The organism is Hydrogenophaga sp. L99 (assembly GCF_058731905.1).
Map to the genome: position 1 here is coordinate 347,660 of NZ_CM178972.1, position 13,087 is coordinate 360,746.

Consider the following 13,087-nt stretch of genomic DNA (forward strand, 5'->3'; position numbering starts at 1 on the left):
TTTCAAAGGAAGTCCATGTCATCCGGAAAAATCCTCGTCGCCCAGGGCGGCGGCCCCACCGCTGTCATCAACCAGTCGCTTGTGGGCGTGGCGCTGGAAGCGCGGCGTTTTCAAAACGTGAAGCTGGTTTACGGCGCGCGCCACGGGGTGCGCGGCATTGTGGACGAAGACTTTGTGGACCTCACGCAAGAGACCAGCCACAACCTGGAAGCGGTGGCGCGCACGCCGTCTTCGGCGCTGGGCTCCACGCGCGACAAGCCCGACCTGGCGTATTGCCAGGAAATCTTCAAGGTGCTCAAGGCCCACGAGATCGAGCACTTTTTCTACATTGGCGGCAACGATTCGTCGGACACGGTGCGCATCGTGAGCGAAGAGGCGAAGAAGGCCAATTACCCGCTGCGCTCCATTCACATCCCCAAGACCATCGACAACGACCTGGTGGGCAACGACCACACGCCCGGTTTTCCCTCAGCGGCGCGCTTTGTGGCGCAGGCGTTTGCCGGGGCCAACCTGGACAACGCGGCCTTGCCCGGTGTGTACGTGGGTGTGGTGATGGGGCGGCACGCGGGCTTTCTCACCGCCGCGTCGGCGTTGGGCAAGAAGTTTCCAGACGATGGCCCGCACCTGATCTACGTGCCCGAGCGGGTGTTTGAAATTCCGAAATTTCTGGCCGATGTGAAGGCCATGTACGAGCGCTATGGCCGCTGTGTGATTGCGGTGAGTGAGGGCATCCACGACGCATCGGGCCGGCCCATCATCACCCAGCTGGCCAAAGACATCGAGAAGGACGCCCACGGCAACGTGCAGCTCAGTGGCACCGGCGCGCTGGCCGACCTGCTGTGCGAAGCCATCAAGGCCAAGCTCGGCATCAAGCGCGTGCGCGGCGACACCTTTGGCTACCTGCAGCGCAGCTTCATTGGCTGCGTGAGCGACGTGGACCAGCGCGAAGCGCGCGAGGTGGGTGAAAAAGCGGTGCAGTTCGCCATGTGGGGAAAAGTGGACGGCTCGGTGGCGATCAAGCGCACCGGTTTTTATTCGGCCGACTACGAGCTGTTGCCGCTGGACGCGGTGGCCGGCAAAACCCGCACCATGGAAGACGCATTCATCACACCCAGCGGCACCGATGTGACCGACGCGTTTCGCATGTACCTGCGCCCGCTGCTGGGCTCAGACATGCCCGACGCCTACCGCCTGCGCTACAACCCGGTGGCCAAGGTGCTCAAGCCACAGAAAGCCCAGCCATGATCACCCGCAGCTTGTTTTTGCTGACTTTTGCGCTGCTGCCCAGCCTGGGCGCCGCCCAGGCGCCAGACAACTGCGAGCCGCTGCGCGCGCAGATTGAAACCAACATTGCGGCCAAAGGCGTCACCGGCTTTGCATTGACCGTGGTGGCCGCCGACGCCGCCGTGGCTGGCACGGTGGTCGGCACCTGCGGCAACGGCGCCCGGAAAATTGTGTACGCCAAGGGCGCGGCGCCTGCACAGGCCGCAGCGCCAGTGTCTGCCCGACCTGCAGCGGCCCAACCTACCCGACCGACCGCCCCGAAGCGCCCAACCCGGGACGAGGACATCTTGACCGAATGCAAAGACGGCAGCGTGGTGCGCGGCGGCAACTGCAAAAACTGACGCGCTGAGCAGCTGCTGGGTCAGCCCAGCGCCTTGAACGACTGCAGCGCCGACAAGGGCGTGAATGCGCCCGCGCGCTTTTCTTTCATGGCCACGATGGACTCCCGCACATGCGCGTTGCTCCAGATGGCGCCTTGCAGCCAGCCCATCTGGCGCAGGCTGTCTTCCACCGAGTGGTCGCGCGCGTAGGTCACGGCCTGTTTGGTGCCCCAGATGGCAATGGGCGGTTTGCTGGCAATTTCTTGGGCACATTGCAGCGCGGCGCCCAGCATGGCTTCTGCGGTGTCAAACACCTCGTTCACCAGCCCATAAGCCAGCGCTTTGGCCGCGGGCAGGCGCCGCCCGGTGTAGGCCATTTCTTTCACCACCGCAAACGGGATGAGCTTGGGCAGGCGCTGCAGCGTGCCCACGTCGGCCACCATGCCGATGTTGATTTCCTGGATGCAGAAAAACGCGTCGGCCGTGGCATAGCGGATGCAGGCGGCCGAGACCATGTCCACCGCGCCGCCGATGCAGCCGCCCTGGATGGCGCAGATCACCGGAATGCGCAGGTTTTCGATTTTGGTGAACGTGGCCTGCATGTCGCTCAGCAGGTCAAAAATGGCGGCGCGGCCTTCGGGGCTCTGGTCGTCCATGGCTATGGCGCCGCTGAAGGTTTCCAGCGCCATGCCGGCGCTGAAGTGTTTGCCGGTGCTGCTGATCACCAAAGCACGCGCCGTGCCCTCGTTGTGTATCTGGGTCAGCACCTCGTCCAGCTCGCGCCAAAAGGTGGGGTGCATGGTGTTCATGGCCTCGGGGCGGTTGAGCACCAGGTGGGCCACGTGGTCTTCAGTCAAGCTCAGGGAAAAGCAGGTCGGTGTGTGCATCGGTGGCCTTGTCTCGCGGTGTTCGGGTGGACTGGCTTTCACTGTAGCCGGACGCTTGCTCGTTCTCTGTCCCGGGCTTGACCAGCTTGCCCACCCGCACCCCCAGCAGGCGCAGGCGCCGGCTCAGGTCCACCCGCTTCAGGCACAGCCCGGCCTGGCGCCGGATGGTGGCCGCGTCGGCGGTGAAGCTGTCGAGGGTGGTGTCGCGCGTGACGCTCTGGAAATTGTCGTAGCGCAGCTTGATGCCAATGGTTTTGCCCACGTAGCCTTTGCGCTGCAGGTCGGCCGCCACCTGTTCACACAGCCGGGTAAACACCGCGCCCAGCTCGGCCCGGTCGCGCACGGCGTGCAGGTCGCGCTCAAACGTGGTTTCGCGGCTCATGCTCACCGGCTCGCTCTCGGTCACCACCGGGCGATCGTCGCGTCCCCAGCTCACGTCGTGCAGCCAGGCGCCGTAGCTTTTGCCAAAGGTTTCAACCAGCCAGGCGCGGTCGCGGGCGGCCAATTCGCCGATGGTGTGAATGCCGTGGCCCTGCAGCTTGTCGTCGGCCTTGGGGCCCACACCGTTGATTTTGCGGCAGGGCAGCGGCCAGATCTTGTCTTGCAGATCGTCGCTCTGCACGATGCTGATGCCGTTGGGCTTGTTGAATTCGCTCGCCATTTTGGCAATGAGCTTGTTGGGCGCCACACCAATCGAGCAGGTGAGCCCGGTGGCCTGGAAAATACTTTTTTGAATCAGCCGCGCCAGCACCCGCCCACCCTCGCGCTGGCCGCCGGGCACATCGGTGAAGTCGATGTAGACCTCGTCCACACCCCGGTCTTCCACCAGCGGGGCAATCTCGGCAATGGTGCTTTTGAACAGCTTGGATATGCGGCGCACCTCGTCAAAGTCCACCGGCAACAAAATGGCCTGCGGGCACAGCTTGGCCGCTTTCATCAGCCCCATGGCCGAACCCACGCCGAACTGCCGCGCCGCATAGGTGGCGGTGGTGGCCACACCGCGCCCGGTGTAGCCGGCCAGCCGGGGGAAAAAGTCCACCGGAATGCGGTCCAGCGCGGCGCCCGACCATTCGCGTTCCGGGTAGGCCTCGCGCAGGCGGGCCAACACGTCGTCTTCCTTGCGCCGCCCGCCGCCGATCACCACCGGCAAGCCCTTGAGCTGCGGGTAACGCAGCAGCTCCACCGACGCAAAAAATGCGTCCATGTCGAGGTGGGCAATGCGGCGCTGCCGCGGTGGGGTGGGTGTGGTCACGCTGCAAGCATAGCGCTGCCCGCGCCGGGCTGGGCAGGTCTAAGATGGCTGCTGAGTCGGGCACTTTTGCCCGCTGCTTTGGGGAGCTGAAACACCATGAACAACACCTTTTCGCGCTTGATCGCTGCCCTGCTGGTGGCGGCGGGCCTGGCTGTGGCGGGCTTCGCTGTCGGTCAGGGGCTGGAGCGCTTTCGCATGTCAGACCGCTCGGTCACCGTCAAAGGCTTGGCTGAGAAGGATGTGGAGAGCGACTTTGCCGTGTGGACGCTGTCGTTTCGACGCGCCGGCGCCGAGTTTGGCAGCGTGCAGCAGGCCCTGGCCGGCGACCGCGACAAGGTGCTATCATTTTTGAAAACACGCGGCTTTACCGAAGCCGAACTGGACGCCCGCCCGCTGCAGGTGCAAGACCTGTTTGCACGCGAATACGCCCAGGGCAATACGCCGCTGCGCTTCAACGGCACGGGCCAGGTGCTCGTGAAATCACCCCGGGTGGCCGAGGTGGACGCCGCTGCCCGCGCGGTGGACCCGCTGATTCAGGCCGGCGTGCAACTGGGCGGTGAAAACGAAGGCGGCCGCAGCGGCCCGCGCTTTCAGCTGCGCGGTTTCAACGACATCAAAGCGCCGCTGCTGGCCGAAGCCACCCGCAACGCCCGCGAGCAGGCCGACAAATTTGCAGCTGAAGCCGGCGCCCAGCTGGGCCCGCTGAAAAACGCCAACCAGGGCGTGATTCGCATCACGGGCGACGACGGCAACGACTTTGACGACGGCCGCTCCCGCACGAAGCGGCTGCGGGTGGTGAGCACGTTCGAATATGAGTTGAGGTAGGAGGGACCCCCCGCAGCGCTGCGCGCTGCCCCCCGAGGAGGCGGCACTGGCCGTCCGGCAAAGCCGGCCCGGCGGTGCCCTGGGCTACTGCGCCACACGCATCAGCGCGGTGCTTCGCCAGCGTGGCGGAGCGTATGCAGATCAGATCGACTTCTGCACCAACCAGCCCTTGAACAACCAGGGCAGGCTGGGCGCCACGCCGGTGGCCACGCCGCCTTTGTTTTCGGCGCTGACGCCAATTTCGGTCACGCCTTGCAGGTCGGTTTCTTTCACCGGCATTTGCAGCGTTTTGTATTTGCTCGTGACCACGCCCAGCGAGCGGGGCGGTGCATCACCGGCAATGGCCCACACCTGCATGCTGTCTTCGCGGCCCTCTTTCACGTCGTTGAGCCGCTGCACCAGCAGCGCGCCGTCTTTGGGGTTGTAGGTCACCAGCATGGCTGCTTGTTGCTGGTTGTCCAGCAACACCGCCACTTGCCGAATCTGCGGCACCTCGACCAGCCGGGCCTGCGCGTGCTGAATCTGCGCTTTCAGCTGCGTCATCATGCTGGCGCTGGCGGCCCAGCCAATCAGCACCACCAGCAGCAAAAAGATGGCCAGCGCGCGCCACCAGGGGCTGACGCGGCGCGAGGCCGGGGTGGACGCGGGGGTGTTGTCGGTGGTGGTGGCGGTCGCGGTGTCGGTCATGGGTCAATCAGGTCGGGTAAGTACCGGGTAGGAGTATGCCTTTGTCCACATTCTGAATATTGGTGTGGCCGCAAAACGCCATCGTCACGTCCAGTTCCTTGTGGATGATTTCCAGCGTTTTGGTCACGCCTTCTTCGCCCATGGCACCCAGGCCGTACACCATGGCGCGGCCAATCATGGTGCCGCGCGCGCCCAGCGCCCAGGCCTTCAACACGTCTTGCCCGCTGCGAATGCCGCCGTCCATCCACACCTCAATCCGGTCGCCCACCGCCGCCACAATGGCCGGCAGCGCTTCGATGCTGCTGGGTGCGCCATCCAACTGGCGCCCGCCGTGGTTGCTCACCACGATCGCGTCGGCACCGCTGGCCACCGCCAGTTGGGCGTCTTCCTCGCACATGATGCCCTTCAAAATGAGCTTGCCGCCCCACTGCTTTTTCACCCACGCCACGTCTTCCCAGCTCAGCGTCGGGTCAAACTGCTCGTTGGTCCACGAAGCCAGCGAGCTCATGTCGCTCACGCCCTTGACGTGGCCCACCAGGTTGCGAAAGGTGTGGCGGCGCGTGCCCATCATGCCCAGCACCCAGCGCGGTTTGGTGGCAATGTCCAGCATGTTGCCCAGCGACGGAATGACCGAGGCGCGCATCTTGTTCTTCAAATCTTTGTGGCGCTGGCCAATCACCTGCAGGTCGAGCGTGAGCACCAGCGCGCTGCACTTGGCCACCTTGCAGCGCTCAATCATGCGGGCCATGGCTTCGCGGTCGCGCATCATGTAGAGCTGAAACCAGAACGGCGCGGTGGTGTTTTCCGCCACGTCTTCAATGGAGCAAATGCTCATGGTGGACAGCGTGAACGGGATGCCGAACTTCTCGGCCGCCTTGGCCGCCTTGATCTCGCCGTCGGCGCTTTGCATGCCGGTCAGGCCCACGGGGGCAATGCAAACTGGCATCTTGGCCACCTGGCCCACCATTTTGGTGGCGGTGCTGCGGTTTTCCATGTTCACCGCCACGCGCTGGCGCAGCTTGATCTTTTGAAACTCGCTGCTGTTGGCGCGGTAGGTGCTCTCGGTCCACGAGCCGCTGTCGGCGTAGTCGTAAAACATGCGCGGCACGCGCTTTTTGGCCAATACGCGCAGGTCTTCGACGGTGGTGATGACGGTCATGGGGGTTTGTCTCCGGTGTTGTGGGTGTGCTCTGAGCGCGATGTTAGCGAGCCCACCCGGAAATGGCTTGTGAAAGCCCCCTGGCCGGATTGAAATTTCTTGCGCCCCGTGTCCGTTTGGAGGCGGGTGCAGCGGGGCGCAGCGCCGAGGCGGTCGATGATCAGGCAGCCGCTGGCGCGGCTGGCTGGTGTGAAGGCCCTGCGGGCGCTTCCAGCCGGTAGCCGAGGCCGCGCACGGTCTGGATCAGTGCGACGGGGTGACCCTCGTCGATCTTGCTGCGCAGACGGCGGATGTACACGTCCACGACATTGGTCAGCGGGTCTTCACTTTGCCCCCACACGCTGGACAAAATGCGCTCCCGGCTGAACAGCCGCCCGGGTGCGCCCATGAGCAATTCCAGCAACGCCAGTTCGCGTGCCGTCAGGTTCAGGCTGGTGCCCGCCCGGCTTGCGCGCATGCTTTCCCGATCGAGTTCAAGGTCAGCAACCGCCAGCACACGGGCACGGCCGGGCTGCAGGCTGTGAGAGCGGCGGGCCAGCGCCTCAAGCCGGGCCAGCAGTTCTTCAAACTCAAAGGGTTTGCACAGATAGTCGTCCGCACCGGTGCGCAGGCCGTTCACGCGGTCGTCCAGTGAACCGAGTGCGGTCAGTATCAATATGGGCAGTTTCACGCCTTGCGCCCGCAACGTTTGGCAAATCTCCAGGCCGCCCATGCCGGGCAGCATCAGGTCCAGCACCACCACGCTTGGTGTGGTGCCGCCCGACAGTTGGCGCGCTGCCGCCTGCACCAGCGCCAGCCCCTCAGGCCCGGTGGCGGCATGCTGCACCTGGTAGCCCTCGGCGCGCAGGCCCCGCTGCACAAAGTCGGCAATGCGCGGATCGTCTTCAATCAGGATGATGTTCATGGGGCGGCGCTTACGGTCCGGATACGGTCAGTGCAGCGGTTTTTAGCATGGGCAGGCGCAGCACCACACAAGTGCCCTTGTTGCCCGCGGCGCTGGCCGGGCTGCGCAAGCTCAGGCTGCCGCCGTGTGCCTGGGCCAGCGCTTGCGCAATCGACAGGCCAAGCCCAATGCCCCCAGCCCGGTGTACCCGCGCCGCAGCGCCCCGGAACTGCCGCTCGAACACATGCGGCAGTTCCTCAGGTTCGATGCCAATGCCTTCGTCGCTCACATGCAGTTCGACGTGGGGGCTGGCACCGCCGGTCTCATGCACGCTCACCTTCACGAGTCCCTGCGCAAAGGAATAGCACACCGCATTGTCCAGTATCAGCAACAGCAGCTGGCGAAGGCGCTGTGCATCGCCCAGCAACCACACTGGCTTCAGCTCACCGCAAGGGCCTTCAATGCGAATCTGGTGGGCCGCTGCCAGCGCTGCGGCTTGTGTCAGCGCATCGGCCAGGGTCAGCGAAAGGTCCACGGGCTGGCGCACCATGCTGAGCGAATCCATGTCGCTGCGCGCCATGGCCAGCAGGTCTTCAATCACGGCGCCGAGCTGGCGCGAGGTGTCCACAATGCGGTGCAACGCTTCCTGGTATTCCGTGGCGCTGCGGGTTCCACCGCGCAAGGTGATCTCGGCTTCGCCCCGTATCACGGTGGTGGGTGTGCGAAGTTCGTGGCTGATGTCAGCCAGCAACTGTCGTCGACGCACATCGGTCCTTTGCAGCGACTCGTTGGCCTCGTGCAAGGCCCGGGTGCGTTCGCGCACCTCGGTTTCCAGCTCGTGGCGCTGAGCAGCTTCCCGCAAGCGGTGTTGTTCGAGTTCCTCGGCCATGGCGTTCATGCTGCGCGCCACATCCGAAAATTCGTCTTGCCCCTGGACTGCCACCCGGTGCTGCAACTTGCCCTGGCGCAAGGCCTGTGCGCCGTTCACCAGGGCGTCCAGTGGGCGGCGCAGTGCGCGGGCGAAATACACCATGGCCCCAAGCGCAACGAGCGCCAGCAGCAGCGCCATGCCGATCCACAGCGCCTGCATGCGCGCGAGTGCCTGGTCAGCGGCCAGGCGCTCGCGCTCCACGGCAGCTGTTTCGCGCGTGATGCTCTGGGTGATCAGCTGCCGCAGGTCTCGGCCGTCGGCGCGTTCAAAAACCTCGGTGAGCGCGTCCCAGCCCTGGCGTGCGGGTGCGTCGGGCGGCAACACGTTCATCTGTCCAATGCTGGCCCCCAGGGCCCGCACCGTCACATCCAGCACACGCAAGGCATCCAGCCGCGCCAGGTGCTCTGCTTCGCCCGTGGCGTCCAGCCGTGTGAGGCGGGCTTCTTCGGTCAGGCGAGCCAGGTCGGCCAGCGTCGTTTTCATGTTTTGCAGCAAAGCATCCCGCTCGGCCAGTTCACCGCCGGCACCAATCTTTTGCTGCGTGACCCACGAGCGCAAGCGCTGCTTGGTGGCCGACAGTTTGACAAAACCCAGGTGAATGTCGCTCGCAATACGACCGCGCACCACCTGTCGCTCGGCTTCCCGCAGGGCAAACACCGCACCAATTCCCTGCAGCGCCAGGGTGGCGGCCAGAAAGATCAGGACCAGGCTGAGGCGGCGACGGAACATGCGCCCATTGTGTACGGGTTGCCCCCCTGCCCGGGGTTGTCATCTTCTGTTCATCTGGCCGTCAGAGGCTGGTCATGCAGGGTTCAAACCCCATTCAGCCGGTGGTATTTCAATACAGGCAGGCCCTCGCTCAAAGCCAGTGCAGGGGCCTGTTTTTACAACCTCATCCGGAGCCCCGCCATGAAAAACTTGCCTCTACTCGCTGCTGCACTCACCCTGGCCTCCCTGAGCACCGCTGCATCGGCCACCGTGGTCAACAGATCCATCACCGAAGCCGAAGTGCTGGCTGCACAGGCCGGCTGGTGCAAAGCGCTGGTGGACATCAGCCAGACCGGCGAGAAAAGCGGTCAGGCAGCGGCCAAAGCACTGGCCGAAAAAGTCATCGACGGCGCCTACGGCTACCAGATGGGTGCCGTGCTGTTCAAGCCCACGCTGACCGTGGTGCCGCAAACCTTTCGCACCACCCGCGCCGGCGCTTTGGCTTATTTCGTGGGCGGCGACAGCAACTTTCCAAAAGACACCGGCTTTGCCCTCAAGGGCTGGACCCAGTGCCAGGCCAAGAATGCCGCTGTTTTCATCACCGGCGATTCGGCCACCAGCATGGGCAACGTCATGATCACCAACAAGTCGGGTGCCGTGACCACGGTGGACAAAACCTGGAAATACGTGAAAGACGATGCCGGCAACCTGCGCATCGTGGTGCACCACTCTTCACTGCCTTACGCCGGCAACTGATGAAAGCGGTGTGACCTTCAGCCCGGCGCGGGCAGCACCTGCCCGCGCTCGGCTTCGGTCAGTGGTTCCAGCCAGCCCAGTTGCTGTTCCAGTACGGCCACCGTGGCCTCTGAGGCGTCGGTGCCGTGGGCTTGCCGCTCGGTGATGCGCTGGCGCAGCACATCCACCGGGGCTTCGCAGGCCAAGATGCGAAACGCAGCGCCCGTGCTGCGTGCCAGCGTGGCAAACGCTGCGCGCTCGTGCTGGCGCAAAAAGGCCGCGTCCACCAGAACCGTCCAGCCGTCGGTCAGCAGCCGGCGCGTGCGCTTGAGCAACGAGGCGTAGGTGTCGCCATGGGCCTGCGGGCTGTACAGCCCGGTGTTCAGCCCCGAGCCACTGGGCGCCAGCGCGCTCAGGCCGTGCAGGCGCTTGCGCTCCACGTCCGAGCGCAGGCGTATGGCGCGGCCTGTGGCCTCGGCAGCCAGCCAGCGGCTCGAAGCCCATGTTTTTCCGCTGCCCGACAGGCCGTGCGTGATCACCAGTTGCGGCGCGGGTGGGTGGGCTATGGCTTGCGCCAGCCTGAGGTAGCGCCGGGCTTCGGCCAGACAAGCTTGGGCTTCGGGCGCTGCTTGGCCTTCGGTGCCCGCGCCGCCCAGTTGCCCCAGGCGCAGCGCCGCCACCTTGGCGCGTACCCCCGCACGGTAGCTGGCAAAAAAGCTCCACACCGTGGGGGCCGACACATCGCCGCTGTCGTCCAGCCAGGCGCTCAGCAACACATTGGCCAGGCCGGGGCGGCCGTGATTCAGCAGGTCCATCCAGGCAAAGGCCATGTCGTTGGCCACGTCGATCCAGCGCAGCGCGTCGTTGAACTCAATGGCGTCGAACGGCAACACGTCTTGGTGACCGTCCGCCCCCACCAGCACCAGGTTGGCTAGGTGCAAGTCGCCATGGCCTTCGCGCACGCGGCCCTTTTGACGCCGCCTCGAAAGCAGCGGTTCAATGGCGCTGAAGCGCTGTTCGGTCCATTCGCTCAGTTCGCGCACCAGCGCGGCGTCAGCGGGGTCGGTCAGGGCCGTGCGCAGGGTGTTGAAGTTGTCGCGCGGCCAGCGCATGGCTGCGGCCGCATGGCCCCATTCCTGGCCATGGCCCGCCACGGCGGCCCGGGCCTGAAACATCACCATGCGCCGCGCCAGCCTGGCCATGTGCTCGGGTGTGAGCGCGCCGCGCTCACACAGGTGGTCCAGCCGGGCCGCTTCGTCAAAGCGGCGCATGCTCACCGCGTATTCAATGGCCTGTGCGTCGTCGGCCGTGCCCGGCACGCCCCAGCGCGGTTGCGCGGCTGTGCCCACAAGGGGCAGCGCGCCCAGATACAGCTGCGTATCGGGTCGATCGTGTTGCTGAAAGCGGCGGTTCACCCGAATCTCGGTTTCGCAGGCCTGGCGGCGCAGGGCCAGGGTGCTGAAGTCCATGAACGGAAAGCGCACTGGCTTTTTGATCTTGTAGGCCAACGCGCCCGCCAGCAGCACCCAGGCGCCATGCGTTTCCACCAGCGTCACGCGCTCCACCGCCTGCGGCTGCAGGTCGGCATACAGCGCCGGGTTCAGCAGGGCGGTGATCAGGGGCGGCAGTGCGTCGTTCATGCGAGCCACTTTACGTGCCCACACCCTGTGGCATCCTGACACCGCCGTGCATCCACCGTCAGGGCTGTGAAAATACCGCAACAGTCACCACCAGCACACCACGGACACGGCACCCATGAACCTGGCCCACCTGCTCGAACGCGCCGCGCTGCAAGACCCCGCGCGCCCCGCCATTTTCAGCGGCACCCGCAGCGTGGCCACGCACGGGCAATGGGCACAGCGCGCATCCGGAGTGGGTGCTCACCTGCGCGCCGCAGGCCTGCAGCCTGGCGACCGCGTGGTGCTTTTCATGCGCAACCACCCGCGCACCCTGGAGCTGATGTTTGGCGCCTGGTGGGCCGGGCTGGTGGTGGTGCCGGTCAACGCCAAGCTGCACCCGAAAGAAGTGCAGTGGATCGTGGACAACGCCCAGGCCCGCTGGGCCTTTGTGACGAGCGACGTGGCGCCCGACCCGGCGGCGTTCACCGGGCTGGACGGCGTGATGGACGCCGACAGTACCGCCTGCACCGCCTGGCTGGAAGGCAGCGAGCGCTTGCCCGCCATCGCCGAACGCGGCCCCTCCGACACCGCCTGGTTGTTCTACACCAGCGGCACCACCGGCCGGCCCAAGGGCGTGATGATCACGCACCGCAACCTGCTCACCATGGGGCTCACCTACTTCAACGACGTGGACCCCATCGCCGCCCACGACGCCATTGCCTACGCCGCACCCATGTCGCACGGCGCCGGCATTTACGCCATCCCGCACCTCATGGCCGGCGCGCGCCACGTGGTGCCCGCTTCGGGCGGGTTTGATGCGGCCGAACTGTTCGTGCTGGGCCAGCAGCTCGGGCCGCTGTCGCTGTTTGCCGCGCCCACCATCGTCAAGCGCATCATGGACGAAGCCGAAGCGCAAGGCCTCTCGCCCGAGCAGTGCGGGCAAAGCTTCAAAACCATCGTTTACGGCGGCGCGCCCATGTACGCGGCCGACATCCAGCGCGCCCTGCGCACCATGGGCCCGCGCTTTGTGCAAATTTACGGCCAGGGCGAAAGCCCCATGGTGGGCACCGCGCTCAGCCGCGCGCACCTGGCCAACACCGAGCACCCGCGCCATGCTGAACGCATCGCCTCGGTGGGTGTGGCGCAAACCCCGGTTCGCATCCGCGTGGCCGGCCCAGGCGGCGAGCCGCTGCCCCCGGGCGAGGTGGGTGAAGTGCTCATTCAGGGCGACAGCGTCATGGCCGGCTACTGGCAAAACCCCGAGGCCACCGCCGCCGCTGTGCGCAACGGCTGGCTCTGGACCGGCGACATGGGCGCGCTCGACGCCGACGGCTTTTTGACCCTGAAAGACCGCAGCAAAGACCTGATCATCAGTGGCGGCAGCAACATTTACCCGCGCGAAGTGGAAGAAGTGCTGCTCACCGCGCCCGGCGTGAGCGAGGTGGCCGTGGTCGGCGCGCCCGACCCGGAGTGGGGCGAGGTCGTGGTGGCCTTTGTGGTGCCGCAGCCGGGGGTGGCGCTGGATTCAAAGACGCTCGACGCTTTTTGCCTGGAGCATATTGCGCGTTTCAAGCGGCCCAAGCGCTATGAGTTCGTGGACGCGCTGCCGAAGAACAACTACGGGAAGGTGTTGAAGACGGTGTTGCGGGAGCGAGTGAGCTGAGGGCAAAAGGCAAGACCTGCCCCCGATGCTTGTAGGCAGGGACAGGGATGAACACGAGTGGATGCCACAAGGAGCGATTGATTTCATCAGCAAGGTGGAGAACACGGTTGACAGGCGGCTGAAACAAAAACTGT

Annotated in this window: 12 protein-coding genes; 5 read left to right on the forward strand and 7 right to left on the reverse strand. The window is 65.4% G+C overall.

What is annotated here, in order from left to right:
• Positions 1 to 15 precede the first annotated feature (15 nt).
• Both AC4QBL_RS01600 and AC4QBL_RS01605 read left to right on the forward strand, forming a co-directional pair.
• Entirely contained in the window at positions 16 to 1,245 is a 1,230-nt protein-coding gene (locus tag AC4QBL_RS01600; protein ID WP_472901309.1) for a 6-phosphofructokinase, read from the forward strand.
• Positions 1,242 to 1,625, forward strand: a complete 384-nt coding sequence (locus AC4QBL_RS01605) for a DUF1161 domain-containing protein (protein ID WP_472906734.1) — start codon at positions 1,242 to 1,244, stop codon at positions 1,623 to 1,625. Before AC4QBL_RS01600 ends, AC4QBL_RS01605 begins: the two co-directional genes overlap by 4 nt.
• A 20-nt stretch (positions 1,626 to 1,645) precedes the next feature.
• Here the strand turns inward: AC4QBL_RS01605 and AC4QBL_RS01610 are convergent, their stop codons facing one another.
• Together AC4QBL_RS01610 and AC4QBL_RS01615 are read right to left on the reverse strand one after the other, a co-directional pair.
• Entirely contained in the window at positions 1,646 to 2,491 is an 846-nt protein-coding gene (locus AC4QBL_RS01610) for an enoyl-CoA hydratase-related protein (RefSeq protein ID WP_472906733.1), read from the reverse strand.
• A complete protein-coding gene (locus AC4QBL_RS01615; RefSeq protein WP_472906851.1) occupies positions 2,454 to 3,695 on the reverse strand; it encodes a Y-family DNA polymerase in 1,242 nt (413 codons plus the stop codon). Before AC4QBL_RS01615 ends, AC4QBL_RS01610 begins: the two co-directional genes overlap by 38 nt.
• 144 nt (positions 3,696 to 3,839) lie before the next feature.
• On the opposite strand from AC4QBL_RS01615, the gene AC4QBL_RS01620 reads away from it, so the two are divergent.
• Entirely contained in the window at positions 3,840 to 4,568 is a 729-nt protein-coding gene (locus tag AC4QBL_RS01620; RefSeq protein WP_472906732.1) for an SIMPL domain-containing protein, read from the forward strand.
• Between the two features lie 141 nt (positions 4,569 to 4,709).
• Here AC4QBL_RS01620 and AC4QBL_RS01625 read toward each other — a convergent pair whose 3' ends face one another.
• From AC4QBL_RS01625 to AC4QBL_RS01640, 4 genes are all read right to left on the reverse strand, one after another.
• Complete coding sequence (locus tag AC4QBL_RS01625; RefSeq protein ID WP_472906731.1) at positions 4,710 to 5,255, reverse strand: anti-sigma factor domain-containing protein; 546 nt, start codon at positions 5,253 to 5,255, stop codon at positions 4,710 to 4,712.
• 7 nt (positions 5,256 to 5,262) lie between these two features.
• Positions 5,263 to 6,414, reverse strand: a complete 1,152-nt coding sequence (locus tag AC4QBL_RS01630; RefSeq protein WP_472906730.1) for an alpha-hydroxy acid oxidase — start codon at positions 6,412 to 6,414, stop codon at positions 5,263 to 5,265.
• A 160-nt stretch (positions 6,415 to 6,574) separates the two neighbouring features.
• Positions 6,575 to 7,318, reverse strand: a complete 744-nt coding sequence (locus tag AC4QBL_RS01635) for a response regulator transcription factor (protein WP_304826546.1) — start codon at positions 7,316 to 7,318, stop codon at positions 6,575 to 6,577.
• A 10-nt stretch (positions 7,319 to 7,328) separates the two neighbouring features.
• Complete coding sequence (locus AC4QBL_RS01640; RefSeq protein WP_304826544.1) at positions 7,329 to 8,957, reverse strand: sensor histidine kinase; 1,629 nt, start codon at positions 8,955 to 8,957, stop codon at positions 7,329 to 7,331.
• A 180-nt stretch (positions 8,958 to 9,137) separates the two neighbouring features.
• Here AC4QBL_RS01640 and AC4QBL_RS01645 point away from each other — a divergent pair, with 180 nt between their 5' ends.
• Positions 9,138 to 9,692 (forward strand): metal-independent carbonic anhydrase family protein, encoded by a 555-nt coding sequence (locus AC4QBL_RS01645; protein ID WP_304826541.1) that lies wholly within the window; start codon positions 9,138 to 9,140, stop codon positions 9,690 to 9,692.
• 17 nt (positions 9,693 to 9,709) lie between these two features.
• On the opposite strand, the gene AC4QBL_RS01650 is transcribed toward AC4QBL_RS01645, so the two are convergent.
• Complete coding sequence (locus AC4QBL_RS01650) at positions 9,710 to 11,311, reverse strand: bifunctional aminoglycoside phosphotransferase/ATP-binding protein (RefSeq protein ID WP_472906729.1); 1,602 nt, start codon at positions 11,309 to 11,311, stop codon at positions 9,710 to 9,712.
• Between the two features lie 115 nt (positions 11,312 to 11,426).
• On the opposite strand from AC4QBL_RS01650, the gene AC4QBL_RS01655 reads away from it, so the two are divergent.
• Positions 11,427 to 12,953 (forward strand): AMP-binding protein, encoded by a 1,527-nt coding sequence (locus AC4QBL_RS01655; protein WP_472906728.1) that lies wholly within the window; start codon positions 11,427 to 11,429, stop codon positions 12,951 to 12,953.
• Positions 12,954 to 13,087: the final 134 nt, after the last annotated feature.